Genomic DNA, 18,333 nt, shown 5'->3' on the forward strand with positions numbered 1-18,333 from the left:
ACCCTGCCTGCCTGGCGGGCGCGGCGTCGCGCCTCAGGCCGTGGCGCGTGCACGCCCCAGCGCTGCCCTGGCCCGTATCCAATCCTGGGCCGGGCTTTCGATGAAGCGGTAGCTCAGGGTGGCGATCAGGTAGGTCACGCCCAAGTAGCCCAGCAACCACCACGGGCTGTGCGCCGGCAGATCCGCCGGGTGGTGGATGAACACCAGTGCCGCCAGCAGCTGCAGCGGAAAGTGCCACAGGTAGCTGGAATACGTCATGTTGCCCAGTCCGACGATGGCCCGCGTGACACGCGCCGACCGGGGCTTGACCCAGTGCAGCAGCGCAATGATGGCGATGGGTGTCAACAAGGCCACGAAGTACATGGGGCGCAGCGCGCCGATCACCGCCAAGGCCAGGGCGGACACCAGCAGCGCCAGCGCCGCGCTCAGGGTGGGCCAGCGGGCGTCGGGCGACAGCCGCTGGAAGGCATCGTTGGCCAGGCTGGTCAGCGCCCCCAGGTAGAAGAAGAACACGCAAAGCACCACCGGGTGCGTCGTCAGCTTGAGCGCGTACACGGCGCCTGAGCCCGCGATCATGGCCAGCACCATCCACAGCTTGGTCACGCCCAGGCGGCACAGGCCGTAGAACAGGGCGTAGACCAGGATCTCGACCGAGATGCTCCAGATCGGCCCGTTGTACGACCAGTTGATGCCCGGCCGCCAATCGCTCGCCATGAACAGCTGCAGCACGAAGTGCGAGGCGTCCTGGTTGGGATAGACGAAGCCCGGGCTGGCGTTGATGGCTTGGTAACGCCAGGACATCACCGCCACGATCAGCAAGGTCAGCAGGTGCAAAGGGTAGAGCCGAGAAAACCGCAGCAAGGCGAATTTGGAAAAAGGCACCGAACCCTGGGCCACCGGCCGCGCGTATTTCCAGAAAAAGATGAAGCCCGACAGGCACCAGAAGGCCTGCACGCTCAAGTAGCCGTACAGGTAAAACGGCTGGAGCCAGTCGTACAGCGGCTGGGCCGAGGTCTCGAAGCCCACCGGCTGCCCGTTGACGTAATAGAAATGCTGGTAGTGCCACAACAGGATGGGCAGGGTGCAGGCGAATCGGGCCAGCTCGATGCCGATCAGCGGGTGGGGGTTGGCGGGCTGGGAGCTCATCCCCCGATGTTGACATAGAAGGTTTCACGCGCCTGCGCGAGCGCAACCCAGGCCGGAATGGCTAAAATGAACCCCATGCGTGTGTTCTTGTCCACCTCAGCAGACCTCTATCGTCAGCGTTGGCGTAAGCCAAGCACCTGACCGACCTATGGCGCCCGCTTCGGGCGCGCCCTCATGAAATCAATAGGATAGAGCGCACATGTTGCTGATGATCGACAACTACGACAGTTTCACGTTCAACCTGGTCCAGTATTTCGCCGAGCTGGGCGAAGAAGTCCGCGTGGTGCGCAACGACGAAATCACGCTGGATGAAATCGCCGCCCTGAAGCCCGACCGCCTGGTGCTGTCGCCCGGCCCCTGCTCGCCCGCCGAAGCCGGTGTGTGCGTGCCCGCCCTGCAACGCTTCACCGGCCAGCTGCCCATCCTGGGCGTGTGCCTGGGCCACCAGGCCATCGGCGCCGCTTTGGGCGGCAAGGTGATCCGCGCGCAGACGCAGATGCACGGCAAGACCAGCGTCATCAGCACCGACCAGAAGGGCGTCTACAAGGACCTGCCCGACCACTTCACGGTGATCCGCTACCACTCCCTGGCGATTGAAAAATCCAGCCTGCCTGACTTCCTGGAGATCACCTCCAGTTCAGAAGATGGCGAAATCATGGGTGTGCGCCACAGAGGCCCGCAGACCGACAAGAACTTCGCGCCCCTGGAAGGTGTGCAGTTCCACCCGGAGTCCATCCTGACCGAGCACGGCCACGCGATGCTCAAGAACTTCCTGACCATGTGAGGTGCCGGGCATGACCATGATCACCGACACCCAGGCGCTGCAGCGCGTCATCGAACACCGCGAAATCTTCCATGACGAGATGCTGGGCCTGATGCGCCGGATCATGCGTGGCGAGATGTCGCCCGTGGTCATGGCGGCACTCATCACCGGCTTGCGCGTCAAGAAGGAAACCGTGGGCGAACTCGCCGCCGCCGCCCAGGTGATGCGCGAGTTCTGCACGCCCGTGGTGGTTCAGGACACCGCGAACCTTGTCGACCTGTGCGGCACGGGTGGCGATGGCGCCCACACCTTCAATATCTCGACCACGGCGATGTTCGTCGCTGCCGCCGCCGGCGCGCGTGTCGCCAAGCACGGCGGGCGCAGCGTGTCGTCCAGCACGGGCAGCGCCGATGTGCTCGAAGCCCTGGGCGCCCGCATCGACCTGACGCCCGAGCAGGTGTCGCGGTGCCTGGCGGAAACCGGGGTGGGTTTCATGTTCGCGCCCAATCACCATGGCGCCATGAAACACGCCGCGCCCATCCGCAAGGAGCTGGGCGTGCGCACCCTGTTCAACATCCTCGGCCCGCTGACCAACCCCGCCGGCGCGCCCAACCAGCTCATGGGTGTTTTCCACCGCGACCTGGTCGGCCTGCAGGCGCGCGTGCTGCAACGCCTGGGGTCGAAGCACGTCCTGATCGTGCACGGCTGCGATGGCCTGGACGAAATCACCCTGTCTGGCGAGACCTGGGTGGCCGAGTTGAAAGACGGCGAGGTGCGCGAATACACCGTGCACCCCGCGCAGTTCGGCCTGGCCGAGCACGACGGATCGGCCCTGAAGGCCGTCAACCGCGAGGCCTCGCTCGCCACCGTGCGCCGGGTGCTGGACAATGAGCCGGGCCCGGCCCGTGACATCGTGCTGCTCAACGCCGCCGCCGCCTTGCTGGCCGCCAATGTGGCTGATTCGCTGAGCGATGGCGTTCACCGCGCCCGCGAGGCCCTGGCCAGTGGCCGGGCGGCGCAGGCCTTGTCCCGATTCGTGCAGACCACGCAAGGCTTTTGACCATGTCCGACATCCTCAAGCAAATCGTCGCGGTCAAGCACCAGGAAATCGAACGGGCGCTGAAGCACCAGTCCCTGGCGGCCGTGCGCGCCGAGGCCGAGGCCAGAAACCACGACCTGGCCGATGTGCGCGACTTCGTCGGTGCCGTGCGCGCCAAGATCGCGGCGGGCCAGGCCGGCATCATCGCCGAGGTCAAGAAGGCCAGCCCCAGCAAAGGCGTGCTGCGCGAGCACTTCGTGCCCAGCGACATCGCGGTCAGCTACGAAAAACACGGCGCCGCCTGCCTGAGCGTGTTGACCGACGAGCAGTTCTTCCAGGGCCGGGCCGCCTACCTGCAACAGGCCCGTGCCGCCTGCCAGCTGCCCGTGCTGCGCAAGGACTTCATGGTCAGTGACTACCAGGTCTACGAGGCCCGGGCCATGGGGGCCGACTGCATCCTGCTGATCGCCGCCTGCCTGGACGATGCGCAGATGGCTGATCTGGAAGCGTGTGCTCACTCACTCGGCATGGCCGTGCTGGTGGAAGTCCATGATGGCGAAGAGCTGGACCGTGCCTTGCGCCTGAAGACGCCACTCGTCGGCATCAACAACCGCAACCTGCGCACCTTCGAGGTCACGCTCGACACCACCGTGGGCCTGCTCCCCAACATGCCGGCCGACCGCGTGCTGGTCACCGAATCCGGCATCCTGGGTCGGGCCGACGTGCAGCGCATGCGCGGCGCCAACGTCCACGCCTTCCTGGTGGGCGAAGCTTTCATGCGCGCCCCCGACCCTGGCGCCTCGCTGGCCGAGCTGTTCGCCTGATGCCGGCCGACCTCTTTGGCGAGGTGGCGGGCGCCGAGGCCCCTGCCGGCAACCGGCTGCGCAGCTCTCTGAACGATTGCTTCGACGCCGTGCCTGACGACTGGCGCGGGCTGACGGATGCTTTTCGCCACGGTGCCGTGGGCCAGGCCTTGATCCAGCGTGTCGAGCAGCGCCGCCTGGCGGGCGACACCATCTACCCCGGCGATGTGTTCGCGGCCTTGAGGCTGACCCGCCGTGCGCAGGTGCGCGTGGTCATCCTGGGCCAGGACCCGTACCACGGCCCCAACCAGGCTCACGGCTTGGCGTTCTCGGTGCTGCCGGGCGTGAAGGTGCCGCCCAGTTTGCGCAACATCTACAAAGAGATCCAGCGTGACCTGGGGCTGGCGCCGCCCTCGCATGGCTGCTTGCAAACCTGGGCGCGAGAGGGCGTGCTGCTGCTCAACACGACCTTGACCGTGGCCGAAGCCGAGGCCGCCAGCCATGCTGGTTGGGGCTGGGACGTGCTGACCGACCTGCTCATCGCCGCGGTGGCGCAGGACGTGGGGCCCAAGGTGTTCATGCTGTGGGGCGCCCATGCCCAGCGCAAACGCGCCTTGATCGAGGGACACGGGCAAAAGCACGAACTGCTGCTCAGCAACCACCCGTCGCCCTTGTCGGCCACGAGGGGCCCGGCGCCCTTCATCGGCTGTGGCCACTTTGGCGCGGCCCGGGATTTCTGGGCCCGGCAGGGCGTGGCGCTGGATTGGTCCTTGCCTCCGGTGGTGACGCCGTGAACGTCGGGCCAGCGGTGGCCCGGAATCAGCGGAAGTAGTAGACGCCCAGCACCCCGAAGTGGCTGCCGTCGAACTTGGTGCCGTAAGTCTTCGAGGTGTAGTCCTCGTTCACGTAGCGCACCTTCAGGCCCACGCTGGGGGTGATGGCGTACTCGCCTTCCACGATCCAGCCGACCGAGCTCTTGAACTTCTGGTCGCTGCCGAACCCGACGCCTGCGTCGACGCCGTTGTAGCGCACGCCATTGGTCTTGCGAATGCCGCCAGCGAAGGCCCATTTCTCATTGGCATGCCACTGCACGAGGAATTCGAGTGGAAGGCGCGAGAAATCGACCGAGCCATTGTCGGCGTCGGAGCGGTCGGTGTGGTACGCGACCACGCCCTGCAGGGAGATGTCGGTCCCGACCATGCGGAAGTCCAGGCCCGCCCGCAAGTCGATCAGACCACCAGCGTGGAGGTTTTCGGTGTCGCCATTGACGCGGGTGATGGCGCTGCTGTTGACCTTGTCGCCGCCCGCCGTCAGGCCGCCGCCCAGAAAAGGGCTCCATTCACCGGCCCAGCAAGGCGCGCCGAACAGGCCAGACGACGCGGCCGCCAGGGCCAAGACTGTTTTTTTCAAGGAAAACTCCCGTTATCTCGGTGTTACAGATGGCAACGACCGTTCAATTATCCGCTCAGATGAGGGGGCGCGTAATACTGGGGTTTCCCCGACAATTCGGGCAGGAAAGGTTGTCCGTTTAATGAATCTGCAAGGGTTGCCAGATCATGATCTTTTCGATCTTCGTTCAACTTTGCAAATTCAAAGCCAGCCGATTCAACGCTCGCAAAGCAGAAAGTTGCCATGTCGCTTACAGCCGGTGAAGTTCTCCAGCCCGTGAGCACCCTTGGGGTGGTCATCGTCAATTACCGGACGTTCGACCTGACCGTGCAGTGCGTGCGCTCGCTGCTCGAACACCAGATCGCAAAGCCAGCGGACATCGTGGTGGTGGACAATTTTTCCCCCGATGGCTCTGGTGAGCGCCTCAAGGCCGCCTTGTCGGAGCAAGGCGTTCGGGTGATCCTCTCGGGCCGCAATGGTGGTTTCGGGGCGGGCGTGAACTTGGGCGTGGCGGCCTCCCACACCGACCTGGTGCTGGTGCTCAACCCCGACACGTATTTCCTGAGCAACACCGTGGACGTCATCCAGCGCCTGTTCGACCAGCAGCCCAAGGTGGGCGTGGCCGGACTGAAGCTGATCAACCCGGATGGCAGCCTGCAGTATTCGGCCCGGCGTTTCTATTCGCTGCCCGACATCCTGGCGCGACGCACCTCCTTGGGCAAACTGGGCCCGATGCGCCGCCTGGTCAAATCCCACCTGCTCAAGCGCAACTGGCGCGAAGGACCATTCGAGGCCGATTGGGTGATGGGCACGGGTTTTGTCGTGCGCCGCACCGCCTTCGAGCAGGTGGGCTGCATGGACGAGGGCTACTTCCTGTATTTCGAGGAAGTCGATCTGTGCGCCCGCATGTGGGTCGGCGGCTGGTCGGTCATGGCCGTGCCCCAGGTCGAGCTGGTGCACGAACACCAGCGGCACAGCCAGGCAGGCATCTGGTCCACCTCCGGCAAGACGCACCTGCGCAGCATGTTGCGCTTTTTCGTCAAATTCGGCGTGCCCTGGGTCTGGCGTCCGAGCCGCTCGGCGATGGGCAAGGCTTACCTGCAGTGGCGACGCCAGTTCGTCGAGACGCCCCGCATCAAGCAGCCCGACGCGTCGGCATGACGGCGGACCGAATTTCCGTCGCCCGCCCTCTTATGATGCGGTCACGCGCCGGTGCCAGGCTCGCCGCCCGTGGCCCCTCTCCTGATCCGTCCTTTGCTTTCAAGGCCTTGCGCCGTACGCCATGAAGCTCTTCGTTCTGCTGCTCAGCCTGTGTCTTGCCGCCTGCTCGCCCTTGGGCAACCTGCAGACTTCCCACGGTAGCGTGGTCAATGCCAGGCAACTGAATGACAGTGAAATTGCCCGCATGGCCAAGCTGCCGACCCGCATCTATCCCGGCGACACCTTGCGCATCGTGCGCGACTCGCAGGACGCGGTGTCGCTGGACTTGCGCAACCTGGTCGAGGACAGCCAGGCGCAGATTTATGTGGTGCGTTCGGATGGCAGCTTTTCATACCGCTATGCCGGACGTGTGGAGGCGGCGGGCAAGACCCCCGATGAAGTGGCGCAACTGATGCGCTCGCGCCTGGAGGTCTACTACCGCGAGCCTGGGGTGACGGTCAACATCGTCTCATCGCCCAGCAGCAAGGTGGTGATCGGCGGCTCTGTGAATGCGCCGGGTCCGCTGGACATGTCGGCCGTGGCCACGCTGGAGCAGGGCATCTTCGCCGCGGGTGGGTTCACCCCGACGGCCGACACGCGCTATGTGGCCTTGCTGCGCCTGGACGAGCAGTCGCGCTACCAGTTGTATTTCCTGGATTTCACCCGTCTATTGCTGCCCGAAGACCCCGCGGCGGGGCGGCCCACGCTGGCCTTCCAGCGTGGCGATGTCCTGTTCGTTCCCAAGTCGGCCGTGGGGCGCATGGGGGACGGTGTCGATGCCTACATCAATCAGTTGTTGCCTTTCACCCGCTCAATGGGTTTGAGCTACAGCTGGGGCGAGACCAAGGTCAAATGAACAAGAAAGCCGTCCGCCAAACATCATGATCGATATTCGTTCTTTCCGGGACATCGTCCGGCTGTTCTACATCTTTCGCCGCCAGTTCTTCATCGCGCTGTGGGTCACCGTGGCGCTGATCGTGCTGGGGGCGTTCTTGTGGACGCCCAAGTACGCCTCCGAGGCGCGCTTGCTGGTCAAGCCCGGCCGCGAGAACCTCACGGTGCCCATCGACGTGACCGACCGCGCGACCTACGCGCCGCAAATCAGCCAGCGCGATCCCATCATCGACGAAGAGAAGATGCTGACCGGGCGTCCGGTGGTCACGCAGGTGGCGCGGCTGTACCTGCCGGAGCTGCAGCTGCCGGCCGAAGCGCCGCCGGGCTTCAAGAACGCGCTGAAGTACCACCTCAAGAAAGCCGTGAACGCGGTGCGCGACGGCATCCGCTCGTTCACGGTGCTGTTGGGCCTGTCCGAGGCGCAGAGCGAGGAAGACCGCCTGGCCAGCCGGCTCGAAGACGCCTTCACCGTGACGCACGGCCCCGGCTCCAATGTCATGGAATTGCGCTTCGCCTGGGGGGACGCGGTGCTGGCGCAACGCATCATGAAGACCTGGGTCAAGGTCTACACCGACGAACGAACGCTGGTGTTGGGCCGCAAGACACTGGTGCTCTTCTACGACAACAAGGTGCGCGACACCGACCAGCAGATCGACTCGATCAAGAACCAATTGCGCGGGCGCCTGGACCAGATCAATGGCATCAGCGCCGAAGAACGCCTGACCGCGATCACCAAGCGCCTGAACGACTTGCGCACGCGCCAGTCCGAGCTCCTGGCCGAGCGGTCGGCGCTGGAGCAGGGCGCGGCCTACGCGGCCGGTCGGGCCAAGAGCCTTTCCAAGGAAACAGTGGCCGAGCGTGACGTGGGCTATGGCCCGGCCTGGCTGGCCCTGAGCAACCAGCTGGCGGAGCTGAAACGCCAGCGCGCCGAGGCTCTGCGGGTGTTCAAGGAAAGCGCGCCGGCCATCCAGGCGCTCAATGAAAGCATCGCCTCGCTGGAATCGCAGCTGAAGAGTGAAGACCGCCCCATGCAGCGTGGTGAAAAGCGCGGCCCCAACGAGTTGAGCACCCTGCTGGCGCGCAACGAGCTTGAAAAAGCCGTGCGCCTGCGCGAGATCCTGTCGCTGACCGAGGCCTTCAACAAGGAGCGCGACGAGCTGGTGGCGGCCCGCCAGCAGGTGCTGTCCAAGGAGCCCGAATTGGCCCGCCTGGAGCAGGCCCTGACGGTGGCCGAGCGCAGCCGCCTGCTTTACCTCGACAGCCTGGAGAAGGCCCGCATCGACCAGGCCCTCGACGACAACCGCATCAACAACATCGCCATCATCGAGGACGCCACCTTCAACCCGTCGCGTGCCTCGCCCAAGAGCCTGGTGTTGCTGGCGCTGGCCTTGCCGGCCGGGGCCATCGTCGGCCTGCTGGTGATCTACCTGTATTCGGTCATGGACCAGCGCATCCACGACGGTGGCCGCATCGAGGCACGCTTCGGCGTGCCGCTGTGGAGCACGGTGAAAGACATCTCGGGCGGCGCCGAAGACAACGATTTCCACGCCAGCCTGCACCGCATCTACGGGACCTTGCCGCTGGCCCAAGTGGCCGAGCGTGGCCTGACCGTGGGCCTGGCCTCGTCCCGGTCCGGCGAGGGCGTCAGCTTCATCACCCAGCACCTGCGGCAGGTGCTCCAGGCGCAAGGCCTGGCGGTCGTGGTCGATCCGGCTTCGGGCAAGGCCCAGCCTGGCGAAGTGGCCCTGCTGCAGGCGTCCAACCTGCTCAGCAACCGGCAGGCTTTCCTGTCGCTGGGCAAGGCCGACCTGATCGTGCTGGTGGTCGAAGCCCGCGCCAGCGTGGTGCCCGTGGTGGACAACGCCCTGGGCGTGTTGCGCACGGCCTTCCGCAAGGTCGATGGCGTGATCCTGAACCGCCGCCGCTTCGAAGTGCCGGTCCGCGTGATGCGGTTTTTCCAGAGCTGAGGGGCCTCGACTTGAGACTGGCCCTGTTGTCCCCCCTGCCCCCCGAACAGACCGGCATTGCCGACTATGCCGCGCACTGGCGCCGAGCCGTGAACGCGGCGGGCGTCGAGGTGCTGACACCGTTGCAAGGGCAGCGTCCCATCCAGTCGCGTGAAGACGCGGAACGATGGGTGGCCGAGCGCGACTGGTCCAAGGTCGATGTGGTGCATGCCGAACTGGGCGGCGGCCGCCATGGCGAGTTCTTCGTGCTGAGCGCCCTGGCGGCGCTGCCAAACCGGCCGGCCCTGTCGGCCACCATCCACGACCCCGAGCGCATCGTCTGGCGGCCCGTGAGCGCCTTGTGGCGTGCGCTGGACGAGGCGCCCTGGGTGCCCGGCCTGGTCAGCAAGGTGCTGGCGGTGCTGATCGACCCGCACACGCTGTGGGCCGAGCGTGCCCTGGCCAAGCGGCTGGATGGCCTGGTGGCGCTGACGAACACGGGCGCGCAGCGCTTGGCCAAACGCATGAAGGTGCCGGTGGCCAAGGTGCGCGTCATTCCACATGGCACGCAGACCCTGTCCGCGCAGCCGCTGCCCGAGTTGTCGCCCTTGCGCCTGCTGTACTTCGGCTTCATCTACAGCGGCAAAGGCATCGAGGACCTGGTGGACGCCCTGGGCGCCCTGCGCAAGCAGGAACCCGAGCTGGCAGGCCAGGTGCGCCTCACCATCGCTGGCGGCACCGCGCCCGACATCGCCTTTGGCGCGGGCGGCAGCTACCTCGATGGCCTGCGCCAGCGCGTCGAATCGCAGGGTTTGAGCGAGCAGGTCGGCTGGGAATTCGACATCGATGAACACGACATCGCGGGCCTCATCCAGCGGCACCACCTGATGGTGCTGCCCTACCGGGAGTCGCGCAAGCTGTCGCTGATGGGGCAGATGCGGGGCACCAGCGGCGCCTTGTCCTGGGCCATTGCGGCGGGGCGCGGCGCCATCACGTCCGACGCTCGCGCCTTCGCGGAAGAGATCAGCCATGGCAATGGCGTGGCCTACCCGCAAGGCCAGGTCGCGGCGCTCACCGAGGCCATTGGCGCCGTGCTGAAAGAGCCCGAGAAGGTCAAGCAGTGGGCCAAGGCCGCGTCCTTCTTGAACGAGCAGCGCCTGTGGTCGCGCACGGGCCAGGCCTTCGTCCACTATTTCGAGACCCTGCGTCCCTCCATCTCGCGCACCGTGACGAGCGTGCGTGGCGAGGCCGGACAAATGGTGTCCGGCGGCAAGCGGCCATGACGACGCCCTCCGAACTGCGCCGTGCCCTGGTCGTGGGCGGCGCCACCCTGTCCGCCTTGCCTGCCCAGGCCTTGGGCCTCTGGGGCAAGAAAACACCCGAGGCGATGGCGCTCAAGCCCATGCGCACGGTGATCTGGCGCGATTTCCTGGGCGTCAATGCGCAGTTGCAGTGGTTCGAGCCCGCCATGGCGCGCAAGCAAGTCGAACGCCTGAAAGACCTGGGACTGAATTGGGTGCGCCTGGGCCTGCACTGGATGCTGATGGAGCCCAAGGAAGGCCAGTTCGAACTGGAAGCCATCGACCGCATGATGGCCCTGGTGAAAGACGCCGGCCTGCGCAACATCACCAGTGTGGTGGGCACGCCGCGGTTTGCCTCGGTGGTGGCCAAGGGCGACCGCTACGAACAGTACTTCGACAAGTTCCCGCCGAAAGACCCGGTGCTGTTCGCGCAGCGCATGGTGATGCTGGCCAAACGCTACCCTCAGGTCGATGTCTGGCAGGTCTGGAACGAGCCCAACATCCTCGGCTTCTGGGCGCCCAAGCCCGACCCGGAAGGCTATGGTCGCCTGCTGCTGGCCAGCGTGCAGGGCTTGCGCGCCACGGTGCCGTCCAAGCCCATCGCCATGGCCGGCATGGCCTACTTCAGCGAGATGGCGCCAGGCAATGGCCTGATGATCCAGAAGATGGGCGAGCTGGGCGCCTTCAACCTCGACCTGATCATCGCCTACCACCCGTACACGGCCACGGCCGAGGGTTCCGAAGCCGACCCGCGCGATTTCGTCAAACGCGTGCTGCCCGCCCACCAGTGGTTGCGCAGCGCCAAGGTCAAGCAGATCTGGGCCACCGAATGGGGCTGGTCCAGCTACGACGGCCCGAAGGAAGAGCAGCCCATCGTGGGCGAACAAGGCCAGGCCGACCTGACCCTGCGCCGCCTGGCCCTGATGGCCGCGCTGGACTACGACCGCATCTTTTTGTTCACCTTGTCCGACCTGGACAAGCGCGCCAGCGTGCGGGACCAGCACTACGGCCTGCTGCGCGAGAACGGCGAGCCCAAGCCTGTCTACTTCGCCCTGCAACGCTTCCTGAAGATTTGCGGCCCGCGCATCGAACCTGGCACGCCACCCGCCATCGTTGGCGACCAGCCCGAAGGGCTGATCAGCATCGCCTGGCGCCAGCCCGATGGGCAGAAGCTGTGGATGGTCTGGGCCGACAAGCCAGGCACCGTGCGCCTGAAGGGTGTCGGCCAAGCCACCTTGCACAACCCCTTGAAGGGCAGTCAGCGTGCCTTGAAGGCCGATGCCAAGGGCCAGCTCAGCGTGCCGGTCGACACCAGCCTGCAGATCCTGAGCCACGCATGAAGCCGCTGCGCCTGCTGTGGACCCTGCCCTACCTGCCCTGGCCCATCACCAGTGGTGGCAAGGCGCGCCAGTTCCACCTGCTGCGCGAACTGGCGGGGCGAGGGCACCGCATCACCCTGCTGGTGCAGTCCAAAACGCCGGCCGATGACGAGGTGCGCAAGGTCCTGGCGCCGCTGCTGGAAGAGCTCATCGTGCTGCCACGCCGGCCGCTGCGCCATCCCTTGAGCCTGTGGCTGGCCGCTGCGTCGCCCTTGCCCTTGCTGGCCAGCGTCAATGGCCGTGCACCGGCTTTGTCACAGCGCTTCGCGCAGCTGCTGCAACAGGGCGCATGGGATGCGGTCCAGATCGAGCACAGCTACGGCTTTGAGCCTTTCGCGCTTGAACTGGCGCGTCAGCAACGGCCCTTCATCATCACCGAGCACAACGTCGAGTCGGAGCTGGGCGCGGCCACCTACGGCAAGTGGCCGGCGCCCTTGCGCGGCCTGGCCCGCTACGACCAGTTCCGCGCCCGGCGCTGGGAGCGCGAAGTGCTGTCCCAGGCCGCGGCCATCGTGGCCGTCACGGAGTCCGATGCCGACAAGCTCTCTCGCATCGGCGGCCGCCCGGCCCACGTCGTCAGCAATGGCGTCGACACCCGCGGTTTCGCCCACGTGACACCCGATGCCGCCTCGCGCAGCGTGCTCTTCGTCGGCAACTACGAATACGCGCCCAACGTCGATGCCGTCGAATGGGCCCTCACCGAAGTCTGGCCCCGCGTCTGGTCACAGGCGCCGGATGCGCGTTTTCGCGTCTGCGGGCATGGCTTGCCCGAGGCTTGGCGCCAGCGCTTCACCGACCCGCGCATCGAATGGCTGGGCTACGTGCCCGACTTGACCGAGGTGCAGTCGCGCTCGTCGGCCTTCCTGGCGCCCCTGCGCCATGGCGGCGGCTCCAAACTCAAGGTGCTGGAAGCCATGGCCGCCAGCCTGCCACTCATCAGCACGAACGAAGGCCTGTCTGGCCTGAAAGCCACGCCCGGCCTCCATGCCCGCGTGGCCGACACCCCCGAGGGCCTCGCCCAGGCCATCGTGCAGACCATGGCCGACCCCGTGCAGGCCCGTGCGATGGGCCTGGCCGCGCGGGACCACGTCACGCAGCAGTTCGATTGGGCGCGCGCGGCTGGTCAGCTGGAAGCGGTCTACGAAAGCCTGCAAGCCGCCAGCCAGGAGGCCGCATGACCTGGGGCGCGTCCACGGTGTTCCCGGCGGTCTTGGGGGCCTTGTTTGCCCTGCTGATGCTGTTGGGCGGCGCGCCGCTGGGCATGCTGGCGGCCGTGGCCCTGGCTTTCGCGGTCTTCATCGTCACCCAGCCCCTGCGTGGCCTGCTGCTGTTCTGCCTGCTGGCACCGGCCTTGCCCTGGATGACCATCACCCTGGGCGTGCGCATCACCACCTCCGAAGCCATCCTGGCCCTGACCTGGGTGGGCGTTTTCTTCCAGTGGTGGTCCGGCCGCCTGCCGCCCTGGCCCGACCAACCCGCCGAGCGCGCCATGATGCGCCTCCTGGTCTGGAGCATCGTGCCCCTGATCGCCGGCCAGTTCATGGTGCAGGCCGAAGGCGTGGGCCCGGTCAACTGGGTGCGCTGGTTGCTCAACGTTTCACCCGTCTTCCTGGTGCCCTTGCTGGCGTCCGACGAGCGCAACCGCGATCGCCTGCTGCTGTATTTGTTGCTGGGTTTCGCGGGCCTGCTGGTGATCGCGCTGGGCTTCTTCTTCACCGGCCGTGATCCGATGAGGATGGTCAAGTTCCTGACCACCCTGCAATACGCCCGGCCCGACGCCATCCAGGACATCCTCAGCGCCGACCCGACCCGCATGGCCTCGCCCTGGGTGCACCCCAACTCCACCGGCGGTGCCCTGCTGCTGGGGACGCCCCTGGGCCTGTTCTTCGCCGTCATCCACACCGGTTGGCGCCGCGCCCTGGGCCTGTTCGTGGCCGTGGGCGGCGCGGCCGGCATCGTCTTCAGCGGCTCGCGCGGCGCGCTCTTGTGCATGGGCGTGTTCGTGGTCTGGCTGGCCTACAAGAAGACGCCCTACGCGGGCCGGGGCCTGCTGATCGCGCTCTTCCTGGCGACCGCCCTGCTGGTGCTCTACCCACCCGCGCAGACCCGCTTCGCCTCGCTGTTTTCCTCCAACGACGTCAGCACCGGCGTGCGCTTCGAGGAATACCTGCACTTCCCTGAATCGGTCGCCCGTTACCCGCTGGGCATGGGCTTCAAGGCCGACACGCCGGCCACCGCCAACGGCGTCTACGGCATCTCCAACCTCTGGCTCAATTACTGGTACAAGCTCGGCCTGCCCGGCATGCTGCTCTTCATCGGCGTGACCACGGCCTGGTGGCGCCAGGTGCGCATGTCCGGCGACTTCAAGGTCATCGACCAAAGCAACGCCATGCGCATCGCCACCGTCGGCACAGTCCTTGCGGCCTTGGCCACCGGGTTCATCGACCACTACTTCAGCTTCACCCAGGTTCTGATCTCGCTGTTCTGGTTGATCCTGGCCATCAGCCTGCAGACCGCCAAGGCGCGCTCATGAAACACCGCATCCTCCACAGCACCAACCTGCGCCCCCGGCTGCCCGAATACGCGGCCCGCCTGAAGGCCGACCCGGCCCAACTCGAAGCCGCCTACGACTGGGGCTTGCAGAACGACCTCTTCTTCGAATCCAAAGGCAAGGGCCCGGAAGACGTGGTGCTGCACATCTGCTCACTGGACATCCGCAAGCGCATCCCCCACCCGCTGGCGCGCGATCTGTTCGTGATGCTGTTCGATGAAGTCCCCGGCCGCAAGGTGCCCGACTACGGTCGCAACTGGCCCACCATCGTTGACCGCCTGCGCCGCCTCTGGGAACAGATCTACAACATCGTCATCAACAAGATTCCCAGCCACAACGTGCGCCTGGCCTGGTTGCGCCTGGGCGGCGCCAAGATCGGCAAGGGCTCCAGCATCTGGCGCAACACCGAGGTGCTGGGCGTCGAAAGCCTCGTCATTGGCGACGACACCTGCATCGGCTGGCATTGCCAGATCGACGCGCGCTCCGGCCTGACCATCGGCAACCACGTGGCCATCGCCTCGCACGTGCTGATCGTGGCCGGCGGGCACGACCTGGACGCGCCCGAGTTCTGGTCCGTCTCCGCCCCCGTGCGCATCGACGACTACGCCTGGATCACCTCGCGCGCCATCATCCTGCCCGGCGCCCACATCGGCGAAGGCGCGGTGGTGTCGGCCAACACGACGGTCGGCAAGAAGGTCGAGCCCTACGCCATCGTGGCCGGGCAGGGCGGCAAGACCGTGGGCACCCGCGCCCGTGGCCTGAACTACAAGGTGGGCGCCAAAGGCTTGTTCACCTTGCTGCACTGAATTGAAGGCGCGCTGACCATGCTCGGCTCGGCCGGACTCCTCACCCTGGTGACCCTGCTGGGCCTCGTCGCCGGCCTGGGCCGCGAATGGCTGCTCGTGGCCTCGTGGGGCGCTGGCGCGCGCACCGATGGTTTCCTCATCGCGCTGTTCATTCCCGAGGCGATTCGCATCATCCTGGCCGGTGGCCTGCTGTCGTCCGCCTGGATGGCCCTGTATCAGGAGCGCAACGAACCCGAGCGCGTGGCTTGGCTGGGCCGCGCGACTTTCAGCGTGGGCCTGCTTGGCTTCGCGCTGGCCTTGGTCTTGTCCCTGGGCGCGCCCTGGTGGGTCAGGCTCGTGGGGCCTGGCCTGGCGCCGGAGCTCCGGCCCATCACGCAAGAGGCCTTGCGGATCCTGGCCTGGACTGTGCCCGGCCTGCTCCTCCAAGCCCTGTGGAGCGTGCCACTGCAAGCCCGGGGCCGGTTCCTGCTGGCCGGCCTGTCGTCCCTGGTTTACAACCTGCCGGTGGTCATCTACCTGGCCCTGCACCAGTCGCTGTCTGCCGAACCGGCCCTGGCCTGGGCTTTCGTGGCCGGCGGCCTGGCCACCGCCTTGCTCATGGTCCCCGCGGTCCGCGCCCATGGCCTGGCAATGGGGGCGATGCGCTGGCACGCGCCCACGGTGCGTGAGCTGTCGAGCCGCATCGGGCCCTTGCTCGGCAGTGCCCTGATGGGACAGGGCCTGATGCTGCTGGAGCGCATGGTCGCTTCCTACCTGGGTGAAGGCGTGGTCACGGTGCTCAACCTGGCGCGCAAGCTGGTCAACCTGCCGCTGGTGGCCCTCATGTCGGTCAACCAGGTCCTGCTGGGCCTGATGAGCAAAGGCGGCGGTGCCGACCGCCTGCCCTTGTTGCGCCAAGGCCTGGCCCTCAACACCCTGGTCACCACGCCGGCGGCCGTCGGCCTGTTGCTGGCGGCCCAGGCCATCGTCACCTTGCTGTTCCCCAAGGTGCAGGGCACCGACATCCTCGCGCCGCTACTAGGGTGGTACGCCGTGGCCCTGGTGCTGGCGGGCTGGAACACCCTGCTGGCCCGCTACAACTACGCGGCCGGTGACACCCGCCTGCCATTCGTCTGCGAGACCTCGGGCAACCTGGCCCAGGCTGTCACCTTGCCCTTGCTGGCCTGGTTGTACGGTGCCCAGGGCATGGCCATGGCCCTGTTGCTGGGCGTGGTGGTCAATGGCGGATTGCTCCTGCATTTCAACCGGCTGTGGACCAGCGTCCGGCTGTCCACGCTGGTGTTGGCCGGCGCGCTGTCGCTGGGGCTGAGCGCCGCTTTCCTGCTGCCGCTGTGGCCCGCCGCCCCGGTGATCCGCCTGGCCGCGTCGGCCGGTGCCGGCCTGTGCTGCCTCATGGCCCTGGCCGCCTGGTTGCGTCCTTGGAAACCCGTCCCCGCATGAACCGCGACAACAATTTCGACCTGCTTCGCCTGATCGCCGCCGCCGGGGTCATGGCCCTGCACGTGGTGGACCTGTCGCGTGAGCCTTCGCTGTCTTTCCTGCTCTGGGCCGACACCAAGATCGCCCTGGCGACCTTCTTCGTCATCAGCGGCTACCTGGTCTTCATGAGCTGCGAACGCACGCCCTCTTTGCGTGACTACGCCGGCAAGCGCCTGCGCCGCATCGTGCCGGCCTACGCCGCCGTGATCCTGGCTTGCGCCTTCCTGGGGGGGCTGATCAGCGCCCTGCCAGCTTCGGCCTACTTCGGCAAGGCCTGGGTGCACTACCTGATCGCCAACCTGAGTTTCCTGAACTTCCTGCAGCCCAGCCTCCCGGGCGTTTTCACCAACAACCCGATGCCTGGCGCGCCCGTCAATGGGGCCTTGTGGACGATCAAGGTCGAGCTGATGTTCTACGCGGTGGTGCCCGTCATCGTCTGGCTCACGCGGCGTTTTGGCCACCATCTGGTGCTGGGCCTGGGCTTCCTGGCGGCCTGCCTGTGGTGGGGCGGCTTCATGCACCTGGCCTACAGCACGGGCAAGACCGGGTTTTTCGAAGTGGCCAAGCAGATGCCTGGCCAGCTGATGTTCTTCCTGCCCGGCGCCTGGTGCTATTGCGAGCGCGACAGGCTGCGCCGCCTGGGCTGGCGCTTGGGCGCCATCGGTCTGCTGCTGTTGCTGCTGGCCTACCAATGGGACCAGACCCGTCCCACCTTCGGCGTCTTCCTCTACCCGCTGGCCTTGTCCGCCTGCGTTTCGTGGGCGGCACACAACCTGCCCTACCTGGGTTCGGTCACGCGGCACGGCGACCTGTCGTACGGCGTCTACATCCTGCATTTCCCCATCATCCAGACCCTGGTGCAGTTCGGCGTGTTCAAGACCTCGCCCATGGGGGGGCTCGCCCTGCTGCTGGTGCTGGTGACCGGCCTGGCCTGGGCATGCTGGCACTTCATCGAGGCGCCCATGCTCTGGCGCAAACCCGCCTTGCGGCCAGTCCCCGCCTGATGGATTTGCACAAATTCGGGGCTTGCTTGATGCAGTGCTCGCTTCTGTGATATAATCTAGGGCTTGCCTCGGAGGGGTGGCCGAGTGGTTAAAGGCAGCAGACTGTAAATCTGCCCGCTTATGCGTACACAGGTTCGAATCCTGTCCCCTCCACCAAGGCAAACAAAATCACGTGATCGTGAATCACTCCCGGGCGGGAGTAGTTCAATGGTAGAACCTTAGCCTTCCAAGCTAATGACGCGGGTTCGATCCCCGTCTCCCGCTCCAAGTCGCGGTTCTGTCATGGTTCGCGTGCTAAACTCGTCGTCTTCCCGAATTTTGGGATGATTGCGGTCGACACTGGTGTGGGTGGGGTGTGCAAATGCCAAATGCTGCGCCCAGACCCGTGTCGATGCCCATGTGGCTCAGTGGTAGAGCACCCCCTTGGTAAGGGGGAGGTCGGCAGTTCGATCCTGCCCATGGGCACCACACCTTTCTTCTTCAATTCTCTCGGCTTGATGCAAGCCGCCAGGAGCGCGAAACATGGCAAAAGGCAAGTTCGAACGGACCAAGCCCCACGTCAACGTGGGCACGATCGGTCACGTTGACCACGGCAAGACCACGCTGACGGCAGCGATCACCACGGTGCTGGCC

Annotated in this window: 17 protein-coding genes and 3 tRNA genes; 18 read left to right on the forward strand and 2 right to left on the reverse strand. The window is 66.2% G+C overall.

From position 1 onward, the window contains the following. Nucleotides 1–33 precede the first annotated feature (33 nt). Nucleotides 34–1,146 (reverse strand): acyltransferase family protein, encoded by a 1,113-nt coding sequence (locus tag ACREB4_RS13055; protein WP_431588661.1) that lies wholly within the window; start codon nucleotides 1,144–1,146, stop codon nucleotides 34–36. A gap of 199 nt (nucleotides 1,147–1,345) precedes the next feature. Here ACREB4_RS13055 and ACREB4_RS13060 point away from each other — a divergent pair, with 199 nt between their 5' ends. From ACREB4_RS13060 to ACREB4_RS13075, 4 genes are read left to right on the forward strand one after another with little or no spacing between them, the layout of a single operon-like run. Then, nucleotides 1,346–1,930 (forward strand): aminodeoxychorismate/anthranilate synthase component II, encoded by a 585-nt coding sequence (locus tag ACREB4_RS13060; protein WP_431588662.1) that lies wholly within the window; start codon nucleotides 1,346–1,348, stop codon nucleotides 1,928–1,930. 16 nt (nucleotides 1,931–1,946) lie between these two features. Beyond that, nucleotides 1,947–2,969, forward strand: coding sequence for an anthranilate phosphoribosyltransferase (gene trpD / locus ACREB4_RS13065; RefSeq protein ID WP_431588677.1), 1,023 nt, complete (start codon nucleotides 1,947–1,949; stop codon nucleotides 2,967–2,969). 2 nt (nucleotides 2,970–2,971) lie between these two features. Further along, nucleotides 2,972–3,772 (forward strand): indole-3-glycerol phosphate synthase TrpC, encoded by an 801-nt coding sequence (gene trpC / locus ACREB4_RS13070; protein WP_431588663.1) that lies wholly within the window; start codon nucleotides 2,972–2,974, stop codon nucleotides 3,770–3,772. Further along, entirely contained in the window at nucleotides 3,772–4,545 is a 774-nt protein-coding gene (locus tag ACREB4_RS13075; RefSeq protein WP_431588664.1) for a uracil-DNA glycosylase, read from the forward strand. Before trpC ends, ACREB4_RS13075 begins: the two co-directional genes overlap by 1 nt. Nucleotides 4,546–4,570: 25 nt before the next feature. Here ACREB4_RS13075 and ACREB4_RS13080 read toward each other — a convergent pair whose 3' ends face one another. Then, nucleotides 4,571–5,161, reverse strand: a complete 591-nt coding sequence (locus tag ACREB4_RS13080; protein WP_431588665.1) for a hypothetical protein — start codon at nucleotides 5,159–5,161, stop codon at nucleotides 4,571–4,573. Between the two features lie 222 nt (nucleotides 5,162–5,383). On the opposite strand from ACREB4_RS13080, the gene ACREB4_RS13085 reads away from it, so the two are divergent. The 14 genes from ACREB4_RS13085 to ACREB4_RS13150 form a co-directional block, all read left to right on the forward strand. Continuing rightward, nucleotides 5,384–6,301 (forward strand): glycosyltransferase family 2 protein, encoded by a 918-nt coding sequence (locus tag ACREB4_RS13085; RefSeq protein ID WP_431588666.1) that lies wholly within the window; start codon nucleotides 5,384–5,386, stop codon nucleotides 6,299–6,301. A 121-nt stretch (nucleotides 6,302–6,422) separates the two neighbouring features. Then, nucleotides 6,423–7,196 (forward strand): polysaccharide biosynthesis/export family protein, encoded by a 774-nt coding sequence (locus ACREB4_RS13090; RefSeq protein WP_431588667.1) that lies wholly within the window; start codon nucleotides 6,423–6,425, stop codon nucleotides 7,194–7,196. Between the two features lie 25 nt (nucleotides 7,197–7,221). After that, complete coding sequence (locus ACREB4_RS13095; protein WP_431588668.1) at nucleotides 7,222–9,201, forward strand: GumC family protein; 1,980 nt, start codon at nucleotides 7,222–7,224, stop codon at nucleotides 9,199–9,201. An 11-nt stretch (nucleotides 9,202–9,212) separates the two neighbouring features. Then, on the forward strand, nucleotides 9,213–10,463 hold the full coding sequence (locus ACREB4_RS13100; protein ID WP_431588669.1) for a glycosyltransferase: 1,251 nt from the start codon (nucleotides 9,213–9,215) through the stop codon (nucleotides 10,461–10,463). Next, nucleotides 10,460–11,821 carry a beta-galactosidase gene (locus tag ACREB4_RS13105; protein ID WP_431588670.1) on the forward strand — a complete coding sequence of 454 codons (1,362 nt, stop codon included), beginning with the start codon at nucleotides 10,460–10,462 and terminating at the stop codon, nucleotides 11,819–11,821. The genes ACREB4_RS13100 and ACREB4_RS13105 overlap by 4 nt, the downstream gene beginning before the upstream one ends. Further along, nucleotides 11,818–13,038, forward strand: a complete 1,221-nt coding sequence (locus ACREB4_RS13110; RefSeq protein ID WP_431588671.1) for a glycosyltransferase family 4 protein — start codon at nucleotides 11,818–11,820, stop codon at nucleotides 13,036–13,038. The genes ACREB4_RS13105 and ACREB4_RS13110 overlap by 4 nt, the downstream gene beginning before the upstream one ends. Beyond that, the gene (locus ACREB4_RS13115) at nucleotides 13,035–14,393 is read left to right on the forward strand and encodes an O-antigen ligase family protein (RefSeq protein WP_431588672.1); all 1,359 of its coding nucleotides are present in this window, start codon (nucleotides 13,035–13,037) and stop codon (nucleotides 14,391–14,393) included. Before ACREB4_RS13110 ends, ACREB4_RS13115 begins: the two co-directional genes overlap by 4 nt. Further along, on the forward strand, nucleotides 14,390–15,217 hold the full coding sequence (locus tag ACREB4_RS13120) for an acyltransferase (RefSeq protein WP_431588673.1): 828 nt from the start codon (nucleotides 14,390–14,392) through the stop codon (nucleotides 15,215–15,217). The genes ACREB4_RS13115 and ACREB4_RS13120 overlap by 4 nt, the downstream gene beginning before the upstream one ends. 18 nt (nucleotides 15,218–15,235) lie before the next feature. Beyond that, entirely contained in the window at nucleotides 15,236–16,657 is a 1,422-nt protein-coding gene (locus tag ACREB4_RS13125; RefSeq protein ID WP_431588674.1) for a lipid II flippase MurJ, read from the forward strand. Beyond that, entirely contained in the window at nucleotides 16,654–17,700 is a 1,047-nt protein-coding gene (locus tag ACREB4_RS13130; RefSeq protein WP_431588675.1) for an acyltransferase family protein, read from the forward strand. The genes ACREB4_RS13125 and ACREB4_RS13130 overlap by 4 nt, the downstream gene beginning before the upstream one ends. A 70-nt stretch (nucleotides 17,701–17,770) precedes the next feature. Continuing rightward, nucleotides 17,771–17,856 (forward strand) — tRNA-Tyr (locus ACREB4_RS13135). A gap of 37 nt (nucleotides 17,857–17,893) precedes the next feature. After that, nucleotides 17,894–17,967, forward strand: a tRNA-Gly gene (locus ACREB4_RS13140). A gap of 126 nt (nucleotides 17,968–18,093) precedes the next feature. Next, a tRNA-Thr gene (locus ACREB4_RS13145) sits at nucleotides 18,094–18,168 on the forward strand. 54 nt (nucleotides 18,169–18,222) lie between these two features. After that, nucleotides 18,223–18,333: GTP-binding protein (locus ACREB4_RS13150; RefSeq protein ID WP_431588678.1), on the forward strand; the 111-nt coding region annotated here is incomplete at its 3' end.

It is taken from the genome of Aquabacterium sp. (genome assembly GCF_050725395.1).
GTDB lineage: Bacteria > Pseudomonadota > Gammaproteobacteria > Burkholderiales > Burkholderiaceae_C > Aquabacterium.